This is a genomic window from Cryobacterium sp. Y11 (assembly GCF_002929535.1).
In the GTDB taxonomy this organism is placed as follows: domain Bacteria; phylum Actinomycetota; class Actinomycetes; order Actinomycetales; family Microbacteriaceae; genus Cryobacterium.
In genome coordinates this window covers 14,160-32,823 of sequence record NZ_PJJO01000055.1, presented here as the reverse complement: position 1 = coordinate 32,823, position 18,664 = coordinate 14,160, and the positions used below count along the sequence as shown (strand labels likewise).

Here is an 18,664-nt window from a genome sequence, read left to right as displayed (position 1 = left end):
AAATGATTGACGTCGACACCTCGGCCCGCGATTCGGTCGACTTTACCCCGAGCGCGCTCGATCGATCGAGTACGTTCTACGTGGCCGGGCATCGTGGATTGGTTGGCGCGGCGATTTGGCAGCGATTGCAGTCGGAGGGATTCACCGACCTGGTCGGTCGATCCTCGAAAGATTTGGATCTAAAAGACCGGGACGCGGTCTTCGCATTCTTCGCCGAGACCACGCCGCGCTATGTGGTTCTCGCGGCGGCGAAAGTGGGAGGAATCCTCGCCAATAATACGTACCCCGTGGATTTCTTGAGTGACAATCTGAGGATTCAAGTGAATGTGCTCGACGCCGCGGCGAAACATGGCGTGGAAAGGCTGTTGTTTCTCGGTTCCAGCTGCATCTACCCGCGGCTAGCACCGCAACCGATAAAGGAAGAATCTCTGCTTACCGGGCACCTCGAGCCCACAAACGACGCCTATGCAATTGCCAAGATCGCTGGCATCTTGCAGATTCAAGCCGTGCGTCGCCAATTCGGTCTGCCATGGATCTCGGCGATGCCGACCAACCTTTATGGGCCAGGCGATAACTTCTCTTTAAAGGGTTCTCACGTACTCCCGGCATTGATCCGCCGATACGACGATGCCGTGACGTCTGGCGCTACCAGCGTGACGAATTGGGGCACCGGAGCTCCCCGTCGCGAGTTCTTGCACGTGGACGACATGGCAGAAGCATGCCTGCACCTCATGGAGCACTACGACGGACCCGAGCAAGTCAACGTGGGGACGGGCCGTGACGTGACGATTCGTGAGATTGCCGAGACCATCGCTCGCGTGGTGGGATTTGTCGGTGTGACCGAATGGGACACTACGAAGCCAGACGGCACTCCACAGAAACTGCTGGATGTGTCAAAACTAGCCGCGGCGGGCTGGAGTGCTTCGATCGATCTTGAAGCTGGATTGCGTTCCACCATTGAGTGGTATCGCGACAATCTGGATACCCTGCGCCAGTAGAACGCCCGCGAGCCGGAGTCACGAAGCTGCGTTGGTGCCATGGCTTTCGGGGGAATCGCAGAAATCCCCGTCTGCCTGCACGAATTGGAACGACCCTGGTGCTGGCTATCTTGTTGACCAGTTGTTCCGCAATCTCGGCAGATCCGGTGGTGAGCGATGCGCCGAAAGTTTCAGCCACCCCGTCGTCAACGCCGACTCCTGATGTGTCCGAGGCGGTTACCGAGATCCCGGCCTGCACAACAGCTCTGGCAGCGGATGCCTACGCTGACTTCGAAACCTCCGGGCTGGCATTGCGGGACTATCAAGGCTGGCGCACGGATATCCAATTCATGGCCGATGGCGGTTTCGTCTATCGTGACGGTACCCTCTTCTACGTAAGTTATCCGGCCTTGACGCAGTGGGTACCAGCGCTCGCAGACGCATAGAGCGTCGTCGCACAATCACGGTGCGGCGGATTTGCGTTGCCGCAAACGCAATTGAACCGCTGGGGCTGATGGCACTCTCCTCGAGGCCGCTACGGGGCGTTGCGATGGGGTTTGTGGAGGAGGGCGCTGAGCCAGCTCAAACCCTGGGCCGCGTTGACCGCGCAGATCACGAGGAGCAGCCAGCCGAACTCGAACAGAATCCTGCTTTCCGCCCCCGCCGTTACGATCAGGGTCACGAGCATGAGCGCCGCCCAGACGTAGGTCGAGAGTCTATGAGCTGCAGTTGACGCAGGGGGAATCTCCATACCTGAACCGCCAGAAGGACTCGGCATCTCACGAGGAGCCATAGCCAATTCGAAACGATCCAAAAAGTTGCGCGCGGGCATCACTATTGTCGGGGCCGAAGCATCACCCAGCGCGATTTCGAGTTCCACTTCCGAATCCGGCGCAAACAACGTACCGAGCCCAACCGCCACTGGCGATGCCGCGGCAGTTGAGTGTCCTTCTGACTGAGGCGCACTTTATATGCCCTCGATACTCGACGAGTTCGGCCGCTTGGTCTTGAACCCGGAGTGGTCAAAGATTGCGGGAGAAGCTGCGTTATGCGGCACGAACGATCAAGAGTTGCAACTTTTGATGGACGGTGGGGCCCCCTCGTGTGGCTAGGGAGCAGCGATAACGGCGGTGGGGACGTCGGCCTGACAACGAGCGTGGTCTCGGTGAACTCAGCTGTCGAGACCGCGGTAGAGGCACGCCTCCAAGCGTTGAATTACAGTTGTTATGAACAACTTCGTGGATTGCGCTGCGTCATGTCGCAATCGTCAGAAGATGCTATGTCGGGAGAATCGCACCGTCTGCGCAGGGTCTCTGGGTGGCCACGAAATGGGTAAACTTCGCCCCCGAGAATTACACCAAAAACGTTATCGAAAATCTATGGGGGAGCCAATAAAGCAAACTCACGGGCAGTCGCAGCGGCGCAGGCCCGGCGTGCCGTGTCACGGCCTTGCAGCAACGGGCGTCGGGGTTCGAGTCGGCGGCATCCGCTGCGGTGTTGGCATTGATCGATGCGAAGCTTAAGTATGAGACGCGGCGCAGCGCTCTGCCGGCGGCACATCTGCTGCGTTTGAGACCGGTCGTGCGCCGCTGGCGCGCCGGCGACTACTCCCGGTTTGGGCTGGGCCTGCAAGACGTGCTGCGTGATTTGGTGCAGCCGGTCTGACGTCAGTCGGAATGAATGGACCGCCGGCAGTCTGCGCTTGTGGCAGCGGCATTCCCGATTATTGCAGCGCCGTTACCCATCCGATGAACCGAGACGGGCTGACGTAGTGGATGACGCCGTCCCGGTAGCTAGACGCAGAATCGAATTCTGATATCGGTCGGCTGACCGCGAACGGGCCGGTTTCGGTGTATCCATCGGCTAGGAGCTCAGTCTTCACGTTGTCCCAAGCAGCGGTGTCGCGCGACCAGTTTGCGTACTCGACCGTAATATCCGTCTGAGGTTTGGTTCATTGGCATCGCAAACCGTCGGTTCCGACCAGCGTGTCCGCGTGACTGCTGATACCTGCGTCGTCGCGGAAGGTGAGACCATCCTCTGCGATTTTCGTGTTGAGGCCGGCGGTGAAAGCGGTGTCGCAGGTGATGGGGTCTGGTGTTGGTGATGGGGTCTGGTGTTGGTGTTGGTGTTGGTGTTGGTGTTGGTGTTGGTGTTGACAGAGCGGTGGCGGTGGAGGTGGGCGCCGGAGCCTCGGCCACCGGTTGCCCCGATACAGCACAACCGGCAAGCATCACCGACAGGCACACCGCTGTGAAAGCTGTTCCAGTAATTTTCCGCCACGCGGTCATGGTTGCAACCTAGCTTCTACTTTCAGTAGCGACTGTGAAATCCCGCGGTCGGGCGATCTCGGCGGATGTGGTCGTGACGGTGCCTCAAATACGGCTAATGGGCCGGTGCGCTCCGCGACTAAGGAGGCGCGTATATTCTGAAGAAGAATTGGGGGGACTAGGTGCGCAATCTAAATATTGTGGTCGTCGTCGCGGTGGCCCTTATCCTGACCGGCTGTGCCTCCGGGCCGGCATCCGTCGTGACGGATGCCGGCTCTGCTGAGCCGTCGGTGGCGGTGAGTGCCACTCCGGTTTCGGCGCCGAGTTCCCGATCGGGTTTGACGTGCGATGACGTGCTGCCATCTGGGCTGGTGGGGACTGTACTCAACACGACAACGGTGACGACGGATCTTATGGTGAGACCGCAGTCGGCAACGCCGTTGGCTTATGCCGTGAGTCAGCTTGGCGGGGTCTCCTGCTTGGCGAGCGGCGAAGTCGCCGGGCAAAGTTATGTGAGTGTGCAAGTGCTGCCCGAGGCAACTGCGCAGTGGATGACCTACACGGCGAAGAACGCTGAAGTCGCGTCAGGAGCTGATTCCAGCTACGGCGAGGCATCCTTTGTTGACTGCCATAATTGGGGTGAACACTTTACCTGCTCGGCCAACATTCTCGTTGGAGAGACGTGGATCGAAGTCTCCGTACAGGGAATGAGTCTGGATCCGAGCGCAAGCAAGGAAGCTCTGGCTGAGCATGCGGCGCCGCTGATCACTGACATTGTCAACACAGTGGCAGACGCTCCAGTTTTCGGACCATTATGGGTGGCGCCAACTTCGACCGGAATGCTCCCGACTGACTGTGAAGTTTATGCGACCGCAGATGAGTTTCGGACGGCGTTTAGCACGACCGAAGAAATCTTGATTGGCGGAGATAGTGACGGCGATGGTTGGGGCATCGACGACGCGGCCTACACGCTTGCCGGCGGTGACCGATGCACGTGGGTTCCAGAGAATACAGGGCAGACCTGGCCGCTCTATATCACTGCACTGCCCGGTGGCGAGTGGGCCTTTGATCGTTCAGCCAGCTTGATGACCGTGGATAACACAGCCCAGACCGTGGCTGACTCTGTTGCCGGCGTTGACCGAGCCATATTCGGGTGCCAAGTATATTCCGGGTTTTGCACAATGGACACGGTAATCGCCGGTAATTGGGTTCAGTTCAGTGCTGAACAAGACCTCATTGGGACCGCGGATGATGTGCAGGCGCTGCTGATTGGCATCGCTGAACGGGCGGTTGCACGCTTCGCCGATTAACGGTCGAAGCGTGTAACTATAGTCGTGAATAGCGGCGTCGCGGTTACGGCGCGTCGGGGTGCGGCTTGTGCGGCAGGGCGCTGCGCCAGCTCAGACCCTGGGCGGCCTTGACCGCGCAGATCACGAGCAGCAGCCAGCCGAACTCGAACAGAATGGTGCTCTCGGCCGCGCTCGTTACCAGCAGGGTCACGAGCATGAGCGGCGCCCAGGCGTAGGCCAGCGAGTGCTTGTTTGAGGCGAGCAGCCAGGACCGTACGAATGCCAGCAGCACGAGGGCGAGAAAAGCGAGAAAGCCGATCAGTCCGACCTGAAAGTAGACGTCGACGTAAGCGTTGAGGCCGGTGGTGTGTAAACGTCCGGTGGTGAATTCGAGCCAGCCGTACGGGGTGACGTCTTGCGGCCAGAATCCGGCCCAACCCCACCCCTGAAGCGGATGCAGCTTCACCAGCCGCCACATCTCGCTCCAGAGCGAGTACCGCACCTCGAACTCGCTGCCGGCGTTGAGCGCTCCGACCAGCGTTGTGCGGCCGAGCCAGGCCGCACCGGCGGCGACGAGAGCCGCTGCCAGGAGGCCGAGCTGCAGCATCCGTCGGCTGGTGACAGGGGTGCGGCGCAGGCCATACAGAGCGAGCGCGGCGACGGCGACGCAGATGGCGACGACCACGATAACGGGGGAGCGGGTGAGCAGCAGGGAGATGCTAGCCAGCCACATCGAGCCGATGCCAAGGCCGCGTGGAATGGATCGGGCGCGCAGTTCGACGTAAAAGGTGACGACGGCGATGAGGGCGATCAGTCCAAAGACGTTGCGGGAGCCGAACACGCCTTGAATCGGGCCGAGCTGGTCGATGTCACCGACGACGCCGAGAAAGGCGATCGGCAGGTCGAGCAGCAGCCCGGAGAGTACCTCGAGCACGATGGAAAGTGCGAGCAGAACTCGCAACACGTCGCCGGTGGCGCGCACAATCTGAAAGGTGTCGCGCACGAGGGCCACGTAGATCGCCAGGAAGCCGACGGTGATCTGGTAGCTGACGCCGATAATGGTCTCGGAGATATAGCCGCTCCACACGCCGGAGATGGCGCACCAGGCCACAAACACGATGATGGAGATGGGCAGCAGGCCGTGCCATTCCACGATCGGGCGGCGGGCGAACAGCGAGAGTACCGCGAGCGCGACGAGGCCGCCGAGAATGCCGATGAGGCCGGGCCAGCCCATGACGCTGCGCAGCAGGTGGGTGCCAAACGCGGTCGCCAGAATGACCAGCGAGAGTGAGGCCGCGAATTTCGGCGACGCGAGCACCCGGTGTAGGGCATCGGGCAGGGTGGTCATGCTCTAATTTACCGCGCTAGGTCAGGGCATCGGCCTGGGTGCGTGCTGCTGCCGCTTGGTGACGACGGCCAGCACGATGAGAATCACCCAGCCGCTCTCGATCAGCAGCCGGCTCTCGGCCACGCTCTGGGCGATCAGTGCGGCGAGCAGTAGTAGCGGCAGCAGTGCAGACATGGCGAACGGTTCGGTGTCTTCGATGCCGAGACGCGGTCTGTCAACGGCGAGAAACCAGGCCCGCCACAGGGTCGAACCGACCAGGGCGGCGAAGATTATCACGCCGACGATGCCGAGTTGCAGCCAGACATCGAGCCAGGCATTGTGCGCCTGCAGGTAGGTGACGCCCTTGCGCACGGCGAGGTCGTTGAACGGTTCGACCCACGGCACCCAGTAGCTCACCCAGCCCCAGCCGACGACGGGGCGTTCGAGGGCGAGCTGGGTGACGCTGGCCCAAATGTCGAATCGGCCGGTGAGGTCGTTGCTGCGGCCGAGCAGTCCGAACAGTTGCGACGAGAACAGCGCGAGCGCCGCTGCGACCGCCAGAACGGATGCCGCCGCCACGAGATACAGCGGCCGCCGGTGCTGGTCGTGTACTCGCCTGGCCCAGAGCGCGAACAGTAGGGCGGCGACGACCGCGACCAGCGAAACGGTGACCGTGGCGGATCGGGTGAGTAGCAGCATCCCGACGGCCAGCGCCAGCCAGACCAGGCCGCCGTTGCGCTTGACGGTGTGGGCCTTCAGTTGCACGCTGAAGACGATGATGGCCGTTAACGCGATGAATCCGAGCAGGTTGCGGTTGGCGACGATGCCCTCGATCGGGCCGCCGGTTAGCAGTAGGCCCTGGCTCCAGTAGAAGGCGTCTGGCACGTCTTCGCGTGCGTAATCGACGAAGAACGGGAGCACTTCGTGGCGGATGACGACGGCCACGAACAGCTCGAACGCGAGGCTGAGCGCGAGCACCCAGCGCAGGGCGCCGGCCAGAGTGCGCAGCAGCTCGGGCCAGGTGAGCGTGACGGCCAGGAACAGCGCGGCCAGGGTAGTGATCAGCTGCAGAATAACACCCAGAGCGGATGCCGCCGGGTAATACGACCACGCGATCGACAGCGTGGCCAGCAGCAGAAACGCGGTGATGGCCTTGGGAAACTTGCGCCAGTTCAGGGGAGCGGTGAGGGCAGCTTGATCGGTGTTGCCGCGGGCTCTGTCGCGGTCGGTGGGGGAGTCGTCGGGGGCTGCGTGTGCGGCGGTCAGGGCTGCGCGGTTGTGGGCGTTGGTGAGTTGGGTGCGCAGGCCGATCACACTGCCAACGACCACGATCACGGCGATCGCGCCAAAGCCCCACCACCCACCGAGGTTGCGCCAGAACTGGCCGGCCAGAACGGTGAACCAGACGAAGGTCGCGAAGAGCCGAATGACGAGGCGACTCTGCACGGCGGACATGCGTTCAGATTACCGGTACAGCCGACCGAGCCCGCGCGCGCAGGCCCGCTAGCTCCGCGCGAGTCCGATGGCGAAGGCGCGCCAAACGACCTTCCAGACCCGCATGTGGGTCGATTAACGACCCCGCACAGAGCAAGCATCACCCACCCGTCTTCGCGAAAGCGGAGAATATGTTGCTTCGGGGCGGCTCAAGCAGCACTTTTCCCGCTTTCGCGAGGAGTTACGACGGGGAGAGGTTGGGGGGAACCAGAATGTTGTATTCATGACGGAGGGCGCTCAGGGCGGCACGGTAGCCGCAGAGGCCATGCACGCCGGGACCGGGCGAGGTCGATGATGAGCACAGGTAGACGCCAGGTAGCGGGGTGCGCCACGGGTCGCCGGAGAGCGCCGGGCGGCCCACGAGCTGGGCCAGGTTGATCGCTCCGGCCGCGATGTCGCCGCCGATGTGGTTGGGATTCTGCTTCTGCATCTGCGCGGCGGTCTGGCCGGCCGAGGCGAGAATGGTGTCACGAAAGCCCGGGGCGAATCGTTCGATCTGCCGGGTGATCTGCTCGGTCTGGTCGCGGGTAGAGCCGGCTGGCACGTGGGTGTATGCCCACAGAACATGCTTTCCGGCCGGCGCGCGCGTGGTGTCGATAATGCTCGGCTGCGCGGCAAGCACGTAAGGGGAGGCGGAATGCCGGCCGTGCGCGACGGCGTTTTCGGCGCGGGCCTGGTCGGCGCGGGTGCCGCCAACGTGCAGGGTCGGCGCTCGCCGCAGGTCTTCTGCGGTCCACGGCACCGGTTCGGAGAGCGCGAAGTCCACCTTGGCGACCGCGTTGCCGTAGCGAAACCGTCTCATAGCCGCCTCGTAGCGAGCGGGTAGGGCTCCGTCGGCCAGTTCAACGAGGGCCCGCGGCGTCACATCGAGCAACGTCACGCGTGCTGGCGGCAGCTGCGCGAGGCTGGTGATCTCGGCATCCGTCACGATCTCACCGCCGTGTGCGAGCAGGTCGTCGGCGAGGGCCGCCGTGATGGCGCCGCTCCCGCCGATTGGAATCGGCCAGCCCCCGGCATGCGCGTGTGCGGCGAGAACGAGCCCGGCACCCGCGGTTGCGGGGCTCGGGAGCCGTCCGATCGAGTGCGCGAACGTTCCGGTGAGCAGCGCCGGCGCGGTCTCGCCGGTAAAACGCCAGTTCCAGGCCGGGCCGCCCTGCTCGAGTGTGCGCAGCCCAAATCGGGCCAGCGTGAGCGGATGCCGCGGCACGCGCAGCAACGCGTCCCCGGTCAGATCCGCGACGGCTTGCACGTTGCGCACGAGCGGTCCGAGCAACCGTAGCCAGGCCGGGCCGTCGCGGCTGAGACCGGCGGCCGTGCGTTCGATGTCGTGCCAAGCGACGCCGGCGCGGCCGCCGGGCAGCGGATGCCCGTAGGAGATCTCGGGAATTGTCAACTCGATGCGCTCGGGGAGACCGAACCGTTGGAAGAATTCGGAGGCGAGCGCCAGGGGATGCACGGCGCTTCCCACGTCGTGGTGAAAGCCGGGGAGGGTCAGTTCGGCTGTTGCCGCAGCGCCGCCGATCTGCGGGTTGCGCTCGTAGACGCGCACTCTCAACCCGGCGCGGGCAAGCGTGACGGCGGCGGCAAGACCGTTGGGTCCGGAGCCGACGACGATCGCATCGAGCCCCTGGTCGGTCGTCACGCGGAGACCTGGCCGGCTGGGAGTGGTCGCATTCCCACACCGTAGCCCCGGCAGGGGCGGCAGCGCACCCCGCGCGGGCGAATTCAAGGGTGCGGGCATCCGCTTGCGTAGCTAATGCCGGTAAATGTGCGACACGCCGCGTGAAACGGATGCCGCACCCGGCGTATCGCGAATTCTCCCGGTTTTACCTATAACCGGCTGAAACAGCAACCCGCCTCAGACGAACGCGGCCTGGCCCGTAATGCTGCGGCCGACGATGAGGGTGTTCATCTCCTGGGTGCCCTCGTAGGAGTAGATGGCCTCGGCGTCGGCGAAATGCCGGGCCACGTTGTAGTCGAGGGTGATGCCGTTGCCGCCAAACAGCTCACGGCACCAGGCCACGCTCTCTCGCATGCGACTCGTCGTAAACGCTTTGGTGAGGGCGGAGTGTTCGTCGTGCTGCATTCCCGCATCGTGCAGCTGCGACACCCGCACGACCATGCCGAGGCTGGCGGTGATGTTGCCGAGGCTTTTCACGAGTAGGTCCTGCACCAGCTGGTGCCCGCCAATCGGCTTGCCGAACTGCTCGCGCTCGCGTGCGTACGCGACGGCGGCGTCGTAGGCGCCGATGGCGTTGCCGACAGCCGCCCAGGAGACCTCGGCGCGAGTCGCGCGCAGCACCTTGGCGGTGTCGGTAAACGAGTTGGCGTTCTGGAGGCGCAGACTCTCGGGCACGATCACATCGGTCAGGGTGATGTCGGCGTTCTGCACAGTGCGCAAGCTGATCTTGCCCTCGATCTTGGTCGCGACGTATCCGGCGGTGTCGGTGGGAACGATGAACCCCTTGACCTGGTTGTCGGCGGTGTCCTTGGCCCAGATGATCGTGATATCGCTTAAGGTGGCGTTTCCGATCCAGCGCTTGGCGCCGTTTAGAGTCCAGTGCTCGCCGCTGCGGGTCGCGGTCGTACGCAGGCCCCTGGCGCTGTCGGAGCCGCTCAAAGGCTCGGTCAGCGCCCACGCGCCGACGATATCGCCGGAGGCCAGGCGCGGAATCCACTCGGCCCGCTGCTCCGGAGACCCGGTCACCTCGATGGTTCCGGCGGCGAGACCGTTCTGCACGCCGACAAAGGTAGCAACGGATGCGTCAACTCGCGCGAGCTCCAACGCCACGAAACCGCGGAACACGGCCGAATTCATAAATGGTTTCGTGGCCTCCCAGCCGTACGAGTAGACACCGAGCTCGGCGAGCGGCTTGATAATCTGAGTGGGAAATTCGGCGCGATCCCAGCATCCGTTCGCGATGGGCCGTACCTCGGTGTCGAGGTAGGAGCGCAGTTTCATGATCGCCGCCCTTTCGGGTGCGCTGAGGAGGTTTTCGTAGCCAAAGAAGTCGCTGCCGAGTAGTTCGAAAGTCATGGATGCTCCGTTGCAAGAAGGCGGTCGCCAGGCGACCGATGAATTGCCGCCAGCCTAGGGTTCTCGGCTGGTTGCCCCAACTCGGTTGGTAGTTTGGTCTAAACAGTGTCAGAGGGAGTCGAACATGTTTGTGGGCATCACCAATACGCCGCGGGATTACGCCTGGGGTTCCACTCGCGCCATCGCCGAGCTGCTCGGTCGCGCGCCGTCGGGCGCGCCGGAAGCCGAGTTGTGGTTGGGGGCCCACGCCGGGTCGCCGTCGATGATCGAGGATCCATCGCTGGTGGGCGGGGCGACTACTCTCGCCGAGTGGATCGCGGCGTCGCCCGAGGTCGCGCTCGGCGTCGGCTGGAGCGCGCCAAAAGCGGATGCCGGCGCGGCGGCGGTTAATGTGGCTGGCGCTCCCAGTACGGGCAGCGCGGCAAACGCGGCCGCTGATGCCCCGGCCCCGCGACTGCCTTATCTCCTCAAGATTCTGGCCGCCGCGCGACCGCTCTCGCTGCAGGCGCATCCGACGAGCGAGCAGGCCCGCGCCGGATTCGACCTCGAGAATGAGGCCGGAATCCCCGTCGACGCTGGCAACCGCAATTACCGCGACCCGTTCCACAAGCCCGAACTCATTTTTGTGCTCAGCGACACGTTCGAAGCGCTCTGCGGATTCCGCCCGCTCGCCGAGGTGCGCGGCATCATCGCCGAGCTGCGCCTGCTCGATCTCGCGACAGACGACCCGCAAGGCGCTGCCATCGACTCGCTCGAGAACCACCTGGCGCAGGGCCTGCGCGACACGGTGGATTGGCTGCTGCGCGACGGCCGTGGCGGGGACTCCGGCGAGGTTAAATGGCTGGTCGAACGGGTAGTCGCGCTCGCAGAGCACGCCGAGTTTTTGGCCGAAGGAGGCGCAGTTATTGGCTATGCCCGCGAACTGGCGACGGTGCGTTTGCTTGCCGCTGAGTACCCTGGCGACCCCGGAATCGTGCTCGGCCTGCTGCTCAACCGGGTCTCCCTGCAACGCGGCGAGGCGATGTATCTGCCGGCCGGCAACATCCACGCGTATCTGTCTGGGCTTGGCGTCGAGCTCATGGCCGCCTCCGACAACGTGCTGCGTGGCGGGCTGACGCCCAAGCACATTGACATTGAGGAGTTGCTCGGCGTGCTCGACTTCACTCCAGGGCAGTCGCCGTACCTGGTTCCGGTCGTGACGGCGCCCGGGGTGTCGCGGTATCGTCCGGGCGTGCCCGACTTTGAGCTCGTACACATTGAAGCGGATGCTGAACCCGCCTCGGCCACGCCCGTTCCGATGCGACAGATCACCCTGACCGGCCCGGCCATCGCAATCTGCACGGCTGGCGGCCTTCTCGTGGCCGGTTCGACGTCGTCGCGGACGCTCACGCGCGGACAGACGATGTATGTCACGCCGGACGAGGGCACACTGACCTTCGCCGGAACCGGCGAAGTTTTTCTCGCGATGCCCGCCGCGTAGCGCGGGGTACCTCTCGCCTTCGTGCCAAATGCTGCGGCCCCTACTTCCCAACTCCGCTAATTGAAGCTGCGCGGGATCTGCGCCGCTGCGCGGGAGATCGAACTCCCGCGCAGCGGCGCAGGTCCCGCGTAACGCGTGGCACCGCCGTAGCTGCCGCGCAGCGCACGAGTACAAGGCCCTGATGCGCTGGCGCTAGCCTGTACCGAGGGCACCAGGCGGTGCCGCGCGAACGAGCGGGGCAGTATGGCGTGGTTGGTTACCGGCGGAGCAGGCTATATCGGCTCCCATGTAGTTCGTGCTTTTCAGACTGAGGGCCTCGACGTGGTCGTGCTCGATGACCTCTCGAGCGGCCACGAGGAGTTCGTGCCGGCTACCGTTCCCTTTGTGCGCGGCACCGTACTCGACGGCGAGCTGCTCACACACACCTTCCGTGAACACGAAGTGCACGGTGTCGTGCACGTGGCCGGTTTCAAGTACGCCGGCGTCTCGGTGCAGCGCCCGCTGCACACCTATGAGCAGAACGTCACGGCAACGGCAACGCTGCTCGCCGCCATGAATTCGGCCGACATCGACCGCATCGTGTTCTCCTCGAGCGCCGCCGTCTACGGAACCCCGCACACCGATCTGGTCACCGAAACGACCCCGAAGACTCCGGAATCGCCCTACGGCGAATCCAAGCTGATCGGCGAATGGTTGCTGCGCGATCAAGCCGTCGCGACCGGGTTGCGCCACACCTCGCTGCGCTATTTTAACGTCGTCGGCTCTGGAGACCGCGCCCTGAGCGATACCAGCCCGCACAACCTGTTTCCGCTCGTCTTCGCAGCGCTGCTGGAAGGCCGCACCCCGCGCATCAACGGCGACGACTACGCGACACCAGACGGCACCTGCGTGCGGGATTACATTCACGTCGCCGACCTGGCGCTCTCGCACGTCGCAGCGGCCCGTCGACTCGATGCTGGCGAACCAATCGAGCCCGTCTACAACCTCGGCAGCGGCGACGGCGTCTCGGTCGGCGAGATCATGTCGACCGTGCGCCGCGTCACGGGAATCGACTTCACCCCCGAGATTGGCCCGCGCCGGGCTGGCGACCCCGACCGCATCGTCGCGTCCGGCGCCCTGGCCGCCCGCGACCTGCGCTGGAGCATGAGTCATACCCTCGAACAAATGGTGCAGAGCGCCTGGGATTCTTCACGCGCCGCCGCACTTTAAGGCTCTCGACACGCCGCCTGCGGCACGGATCGTGCTCCGTTCGCAACGTTGACAGACCCCCCGAAGAGCCGACTTTGTTGCCTTGGGCGCGTCGCAACCCTCTAGCCCGCATTGAGGGTTTACGATTCGCGACTTGACCAAACCGAATTACACGGGTGTAATTAGGCAAGGCACTATTCGGTGCAGAACGAGCGCTGGGAGACGATATGGCCATACCCGACTATCGTTCCGGAGTACCAGAGGACTGGTTCGTCGATCCCGTCACCCTCGGTGTTCCCGGAGTACGGCACAATCAGGGAGACGAGAATCTTCTGGCCTGGCAGGCCGACTCGCTCTGTGCGCAGACCGACCCCGAGGCATTCTTCCCCGAAAAGGGCGGCTCCACCCGCGACGCCAAGAAAATTTGCTCCGGCTGTGAGGTGCGCGCCGAATGTCTCGAGTACGCGCTCAGCAATGACGAGCGATTCGGCATCTGGGGCGGGCTGTCCGAGCGCGAACGCCGCAAACTGCGTAAGCGCGCGTAGCTCGCACCACACTTCAGCGGCTGTGGCGCCGCGGCCTGCGTGAAGCGGATGCTGCTGCATCCGCTTCTCTCGTGTTGCCCGCGAATACCCTCGTGCTGCCCGCGAATATTTGAGGCGCGCCCTCCAGCTTCAGTGCGCCCGGTCCGTTCCGTCCTAGGCTGGTGCTGTTATGCAACCGAGAGTCACCGCCATCCTTGTCGCCCGAAACGGCGCGAAACACCTTGAGCGAACTCTCAAGGCGTTGTCGCTGCAGACCCGTAAACCGGACCGTGTCATCACCGTCGACTGTGGTTCGACCGATGCGACGGCGAAGCTCCTGGCTGACTTTGCGCCGACCGAGTTTATTGCGGCCGGTTCCGACCTGAACTTCGGGCAAGCCATAGCTGCTGCGGTGCGCGTGACGTCGCCGCCCACCCACGACCGCGAACTGCTCTGGCTGCTCGCTCAGGACAGCGCGCCCGATTCGACCGCCCTCGAGGTGCTCGTCGACGCGCTCGAAATCGCTCCGTCCGTGGCCGTTGCCGGACCCAAAGTCATGGAATGGGTCGCCGGCCAATATATTCACAACTTCGGCGAATCCATCACGCCGCTCGGCGCCACGGTGACCCTGGTTGAAAGTGAACTCGATCAGGGCCAGCACGATGGGCTCAGCGATGTGCTCGCCGTCAGCGCCGGCGGGATGCTCGTGCGTCACCAGGTGTGGGAGCAGCTGGGTGGGTTCGACCCTGCCCTGCCCATCATCGACGACTCGCTCGACTTTTGCGTGCGCGTTCGCCTGGCCGGCTATCGCGTCTCCGTTGTTCCGGCTGCTCGCGTCGCCTCGGCTGGCGACGGCGTCGCCGGACCAAACCAGTCCTCGCGCGGGCGCCTCCGCCGTCGACGCGTGCGCGCAGAGCGCTCGGCGCAGTTGCACCGACGACTGGTCTACTCGGCACCCGGAGCGCTTCCGGTGCACTGGCTCTCGCTGCTGCCGCTCGCATTTATGCGTTCGATCGGCCAGCTGCTGCGCAAGGAACCCGGCGCCATCGTCGGAGAATTCTCCGCAGCGTTCGGCGCAGCCTTCAACGGTCGACGCGTCAGTAACGCCCGCCGCGCCTTCGCCAAGACCCGCACGCTCGGCTGGGACGCCATTTCGACGCTGCGGGTGCCCTCGGCCGAAGTGCGTCGGCGGCAGTCACTCAAGCGCGAGGCGAGTTTGTTTGGCCTGCACGGCGACCGCCCGGAGATTCGGTTCTTCTCCGGCGGCGGCGCCTGGACCATGCTCGCAGCGACGGTTGTCGGCGTCATCATGATGGTGCCGCTGCTCGGCGCTGACACCCTCATTGGCGGTGGTCTGCTGCCGCTCTCACCGACCGTGCCCGATCTCTGGGCCAGCATCGGCTACGGCTGGCGCGACCTCGGCCTTGGCTTCGCGGGAGCCGCAGACCCTTTCGCCGCGGTGCTCGCCGTGCTCGGCTCGATCGCTTTCTGGTCGCCGTCGTTCGCCCTCATTTTGCTCTACGCCCTCGCTTTTCCCCTCGCAGCGCTCGGCGCCTGGCTGGCGGCGACCCGACTGACCGACCGGGGCAGCTTGCGTGCCGTGGCCGCCACCCTCTGGGTTCTTGCCCCGACCTTTCTGATCGCCCTGGCCGACGGACGGCCGGCCGCGATACTCGTGCACCTGCTGCTACCCTGGCTGTTTTTCACCTGGTTCGCCGCCGCGCGCACCTGGTCGTCCTCCGCCTCCGCAGCGCTCCTTTTCGCGGCCGTCGTCGCCTGTGCGCCGTCGCTGGCTCCCGCCTTGCTGGTGGTTTGGCTGCTCACCGTCGTGTTGGCCGGCCGGCGAGTCATGCGTTTCATTGGCATCCCGCTTCCCGCGCTCGCGCTCACGCTCCCACTCATCGCCGATCAAGGTCTGCGGGGCACCTGGTTGAACCTCGTAGCCGATCCCGGCCTGCCCCTGCCAAGCGGGGAAGCGCCCACTGTGCAGGTGCTGCTCGGACTTCCCCGCAGCACCGGCTGGGCCAGCGCGCTCGAACGGTTTGGGCTTGCCGGCGTCGACCCGCAGCTGATCATCGCGCTGCTCCTTGCTCCGATTGCCGTGCTCGCCCTGCTGTCGCTGCTGCTGCCCGGCGCTCGCGTCGCGGCCGGCGCCTGGCTCGTTGGCCTGCTTGGATTGAGCACCGCACTCGCCGCCAACCAGGTCATACTCGCCGCCATCGGTGCCGAACCCGTGCGCGTGTGGTCGGGTACCGGGCTCAGCCTGTACTGGCTCGGCTTGGTCGGCGCCCTCATCATCGGGCTGCGTGCCCTTCGCCGAGTCGCGCCGCTTCCGGGCGTCATTGCCGCGCTCGCACTCACCGTCGTTGTGCTGCCGCTTCTTGCCTCACTCCACCTCGGAACCGCAGCGGTGCGCGAAGGAACCGGGCAAACCCAGCCGGCCTTCGTCGCGGCCGAAGCTCAAATTGATCCTCGAATCGGCACGCTGCAGTTGACCCCGCAGGCCGATGGAGGACTGTTGGCCACGATCGAGCGGGGGGCTGGAGTCACCCTCAACCAGCAGTCCACCCTGGCTAGTACCGATCAATCGCGAAGCGCCCGCGAAGAGGCCCTGGCTGAACTCGCCGGCAACCTCGCCTCGCGCAGCGGGCTTGACACGAACGCGGATCTGGCCGAGTTCGGCATCCGCTTCATCGTGTTGCAGCCGCCCGGCGACAACGTGGCGGCCGCCGACACCGCGTTGCGCACCGAAACCGCCCTCGACGGTAACGCCGCGCTCGCCCCCGTCGGTGCGACCGAATTCGGCCGTCTGTGGCAGTACGGTGAAGCGGATGCTGCCGGCTCGACCCCGATTCCGGCCAACGCCGGCGGCGTCTTCGGTCTGGTTACCCTGCTCATCGCCGCCGCCATCGTGGGCAGCGCTGTGCTGTTGTCGCTGCCGATCGGCGCCGGCCGCGAAGCCGTGCGCCAGGCCAATCGTGATGCGATTCGCCGCGCAGCGCGGGCGAATGCGAAGCAGAAGCCGAAGCGCATGCGCCGGGCGAGGGGCGGGGCTGCCTCTGACCGGGATACCAGCCTGGAGCCGCAGCTCGGCACCGATCTGGAAGCCGACCTGGCCATAGACCGGGAAACCGGCGTGGGCACCGGGCTGGAATCGGACGACGGGTTGGAACCGTCGGGCGACGCCGAGCCGTCTGTCGAATCGTATGACGAGCCGTATGGCGACACCGTGCGAACTGATTCCGCGGTGCCTGACGCGTCGCGAGCGACCGCAGAATCGACCCCCGGGGAGGACGACAATGCCCGATAGAAGCAAACTGGCCCGCATTGGCGGCCGTGCCGGGCGCGGTGTGCTCGGACTCATCGGCATCGCCGTCGTGGTCGCCTTCGGCGGAGCGACCGCCCTGGTTACCCTGCCCAGCATCGAACGCGCACCGCAATCGATTGAGATCGCCCCGTTGCCGAGCGAACAGCAGCGCGCCTGCCCGGGGCCGCTGCTCACCCTCGCCGAGGATTCGGCCAGGGCCCAGGCCGCGACGAGCGTCGGCTCGACGGCGGCGGTGTACGGCGCGATTTCGGGTGAGGCGAACGCATCCTCAACCCCCGCCGCCGATTTCGGCGAGATCCGCCCCGATGTCACAGAAATCACCGCGGTTGATGACTCGAACAGCCGGCAGCCCCCGCTACTGCTCACGGTTCCCGTGCAGAACGGCGCAACGGTTCCTCCGCTGGTCGCCGGCAGCCAGTCGCAGATCGCCGCGACGGACACGCTCGGCGGGCTCGCCGTCGCAGCCTGCACCGAAGCGCTCAGCGACAGCTGGATCGTCGGCGGCTCGACCGACATCGGGCGCACGAGCCTGCTGTTGCTGGGTAACCCAACCCCCGTGCTCGCGACCGTCAGCGTGAGCGTCTACGGCGAGAGTGGACTCATCGACGCGCCGGGGGCATCCGGAATTTTGGTGCAGCCGGGCGAACAGCGGGTTATTTCCCTGGCCGGACTCGCCCCAAACGTGAAGTCGCCGGTTCTGCACGTTGAATCCCGAGGCGGTCAGGTGGCTGCGTCACTGGAGCAGAGCAGCATCCGCGGCATTGAGCCGGGCGGAGTCGAGATCATCGGCGCGACGGCGACCCCGGCCACGGAGCAGATTATCGCCGGGGTACGCATCATGGCGGCCGTCACCGAAGAGACCGTGACGACCGGAGAGGGTTTCACCGCCGACACACCGTCGATTCGGGTCTTCGTACCGGGCGATGTCGCCGCAATCGTCCAGATCGGCGTTACGAATGCCGATGGAAGTGCCGAGGGAACGTCGACCCAGGTTGAGGTCGAGCCCGGAATCGCCACCGAGGTTCCGCTGTCGCCGTTGGCCGTTGGCAGTTTCTCGGTGCGACTGAACTCCGATCAGCCGATCGTCGCTGCTGCCCGCACCGCGACCGACAGTGCCGGCGGCAAGGACTTTGGCTGGTTCTCCGCGTCGGGTCTGCTGAAGGGTTCGTTCGCGATCGCGGTGGCCGAGGGCCCGGCACCGACTCTGCACCTCGTCAACGGCGGGGCAGCGGATGCCGCCCTCACCCTCACTCCCGACCAGGGCACTCCCGTAGATGTGCGGATCGATGCCGGGGCCAGCGCAACGGTTGCGCTCGTGAGTGGTGCACGTTACCTGGTCAGCGGTGGCACCGAACTTTGGGCGCTCGTGGACTATTCCGGCGACGGAATGCTCTCATCCTTCACGGTAAACCCGCCCGGCCCGCTCGCCGCCCCGATCCGTATCTACACGAACTAGTTGTTTCGGTCGGGGCCCGGGCCCCGACCACGGGCCCAGCTTATAAACTGGGCCCACGGCTCGGGCCCGGGCCCCGTCCGCTTGGTCGGTCGCGTTTACCATTGTGGGGCACGTCATGGTCCGAGGATCTGAGGTGTTTCGCGGCCCCGATCGTGCTGGGCGAGTTGCGCCGGGGCAGCGTTCACAACTGCGCACATTTTCGTCAGGAGCCGTGCTCACGGCGGTGACCCGGTTCACGAAATCTCCGCAGTTCTGCCCGTCACCGAGCCGGTCTGATCTCCTGTTCGGCAGGGCCGC

The 18,664-nt window shown here is 65.0% G+C and carries 15 protein-coding genes; 9 read left to right on the top strand and 6 right to left on the bottom strand.

All coding sequences use genetic code 11. From position 1 onward, the window contains the following. Positions 1-2 precede the first annotated feature (2 nt). Positions 3-998 carry a GDP-L-fucose synthase gene (locus CXY75_RS08420; protein ID WP_104082388.1) on the top strand — a complete coding sequence of 332 codons (996 nt, stop codon included), beginning with the start codon at positions 3-5 and terminating at the stop codon, positions 996-998. A gap of 203 nt (positions 999-1,201) precedes the next feature. Then, a complete protein-coding gene (locus tag CXY75_RS08415; protein WP_146069419.1) occupies positions 1,202-1,423 on the top strand; it encodes a hypothetical protein in 222 nt (73 codons plus the stop codon). 89 nt (positions 1,424-1,512) lie between these two features. On the opposite strand, the gene CXY75_RS08410 is transcribed toward CXY75_RS08415, so the two are convergent. Further along, positions 1,513-1,857 (bottom strand): hypothetical protein, encoded by a 345-nt coding sequence (locus tag CXY75_RS08410; protein WP_146069418.1) that lies wholly within the window; start codon positions 1,855-1,857, stop codon positions 1,513-1,515. A 569-nt stretch (positions 1,858-2,426) separates the two neighbouring features. Here CXY75_RS08410 and CXY75_RS08405 point away from each other — a divergent pair. After that, a complete protein-coding gene (locus tag CXY75_RS08405) occupies positions 2,427-2,642 on the top strand; it encodes a hypothetical protein (RefSeq protein WP_104082385.1) in 216 nt (71 codons plus the stop codon). A 780-nt stretch (positions 2,643-3,422) separates the two neighbouring features. On the opposite strand, the gene CXY75_RS19455 is transcribed toward CXY75_RS08405, so the two are convergent. Continuing rightward, complete coding sequence (locus CXY75_RS19455) at positions 3,423-3,632, bottom strand: hypothetical protein (protein ID WP_146069417.1); 210 nt, start codon at positions 3,630-3,632, stop codon at positions 3,423-3,425. A 64-nt stretch (positions 3,633-3,696) separates the two neighbouring features. Between CXY75_RS19455 and CXY75_RS08400 the strand changes: the two genes are divergently transcribed. Next, positions 3,697-4,554, top strand: a complete 858-nt coding sequence (locus tag CXY75_RS08400; RefSeq protein WP_146069416.1) for a hypothetical protein — start codon at positions 3,697-3,699, stop codon at positions 4,552-4,554. Between the two features lie 43 nt (positions 4,555-4,597). Here CXY75_RS08400 and CXY75_RS08395 read toward each other — a convergent pair whose 3' ends face one another. From CXY75_RS08395 to CXY75_RS08380, 4 genes are all read right to left on the bottom strand, one after another. Continuing rightward, positions 4,598-5,881: an O-antigen ligase family protein gene (locus CXY75_RS08395; RefSeq protein ID WP_104082383.1), complete on the bottom strand. Its 1,284-nt coding sequence runs from the start codon at positions 5,879-5,881 to the stop codon at positions 4,598-4,600. Positions 5,882-5,902: 21 nt separating this feature from the next. After that, positions 5,903-7,315 (bottom strand): O-antigen ligase, encoded by a 1,413-nt coding sequence (locus CXY75_RS08390; protein WP_104082382.1) that lies wholly within the window; start codon positions 7,313-7,315, stop codon positions 5,903-5,905. 220 nt (positions 7,316-7,535) lie between these two features. Beyond that, on the bottom strand, positions 7,536-8,996 hold the full coding sequence (locus CXY75_RS08385; protein WP_233201811.1) for an NAD(P)/FAD-dependent oxidoreductase: 1,461 nt from the start codon (positions 8,994-8,996) through the stop codon (positions 7,536-7,538). A gap of 216 nt (positions 8,997-9,212) precedes the next feature. Next, the gene (locus CXY75_RS08380; protein WP_104082380.1) at positions 9,213-10,391 is read right to left on the bottom strand and encodes an acyl-CoA dehydrogenase family protein; all 1,179 of its coding nucleotides are present in this window, start codon (positions 10,389-10,391) and stop codon (positions 9,213-9,215) included. Between the two features lie 124 nt (positions 10,392-10,515). Between CXY75_RS08380 and manA the strand changes: the two genes are divergently transcribed. From manA to CXY75_RS08355, 5 genes are all read left to right on the top strand, one after another. Further along, positions 10,516-11,871 carry a mannose-6-phosphate isomerase, class I gene (gene manA, locus CXY75_RS08375; protein ID WP_104082379.1) on the top strand — a complete coding sequence of 452 codons (1,356 nt, stop codon included), beginning with the start codon at positions 10,516-10,518 and terminating at the stop codon, positions 11,869-11,871. Positions 11,872-12,114: 243 nt separating this feature from the next. Beyond that, positions 12,115-13,080 (top strand): UDP-glucose 4-epimerase GalE, encoded by a 966-nt coding sequence (galE, locus tag CXY75_RS08370; protein ID WP_104082378.1) that lies wholly within the window; start codon positions 12,115-12,117, stop codon positions 13,078-13,080. A 206-nt stretch (positions 13,081-13,286) separates the two neighbouring features. After that, a complete protein-coding gene (locus CXY75_RS08365; protein WP_104082377.1) occupies positions 13,287-13,604 on the top strand; it encodes a WhiB family transcriptional regulator in 318 nt (105 codons plus the stop codon). A 169-nt stretch (positions 13,605-13,773) separates the two neighbouring features. Continuing rightward, complete coding sequence (locus CXY75_RS08360; RefSeq protein ID WP_104082376.1) at positions 13,774-16,893, top strand: glycosyltransferase family 2 protein; 3,120 nt, start codon at positions 13,774-13,776, stop codon at positions 16,891-16,893. Next, positions 16,883-18,367 (top strand): DUF5719 family protein, encoded by a 1,485-nt coding sequence (locus tag CXY75_RS08355; protein ID WP_104082375.1) that lies wholly within the window; start codon positions 16,883-16,885, stop codon positions 18,365-18,367. The genes CXY75_RS08360 and CXY75_RS08355 overlap by 11 nt, the downstream gene beginning before the upstream one ends. Positions 18,368-18,664 lie beyond the last annotated feature (297 nt).

Excerpts from the sequence above, each read along its gene's own strand:
- CXY75_RS08365 (WP_104082377.1), top strand. The coding sequence starts at position 13,287 with ATGGCCATACCCGACTATCGTTCCGGAGTACCAGAGGACTGGTTCGTC.
- CXY75_RS08355 (WP_104082375.1), top strand. The coding sequence starts at position 16,883 with ATGCCCGATAGAAGCAAACTGGCCCGCATTGGCGGCCGTGCCGGGCGC.
- CXY75_RS08360 (WP_104082376.1), top strand. The coding sequence starts at position 13,774 with ATGCAACCGAGAGTCACCGCCATCCTTGTCGCCCGAAACGGCGCGAAA.
- CXY75_RS08390 (WP_104082382.1), bottom strand. The coding sequence starts at position 7,315 with ATGTCCGCCGTGCAGAGTCGCCTCGTCATTCGGCTCTTCGCGACCTTC.
- manA (WP_104082379.1), top strand. The coding sequence starts at position 10,516 with ATGTTTGTGGGCATCACCAATACGCCGCGGGATTACGCCTGGGGTTCC.
- galE (WP_104082378.1), top strand. The coding sequence starts at position 12,115 with ATGGCGTGGTTGGTTACCGGCGGAGCAGGCTATATCGGCTCCCATGTA.
- CXY75_RS08380 (WP_104082380.1), bottom strand. The coding sequence starts at position 10,391 with ATGACTTTCGAACTACTCGGCAGCGACTTCTTTGGCTACGAAAACCTC.
- CXY75_RS08395 (WP_104082383.1), bottom strand. The coding sequence starts at position 5,881 with ATGACCACCCTGCCCGATGCCCTACACCGGGTGCTCGCGTCGCCGAAA.
- CXY75_RS08420 (WP_104082388.1), top strand. The coding sequence starts at position 3 with ATGATTGACGTCGACACCTCGGCCCGCGATTCGGTCGACTTTACCCCG.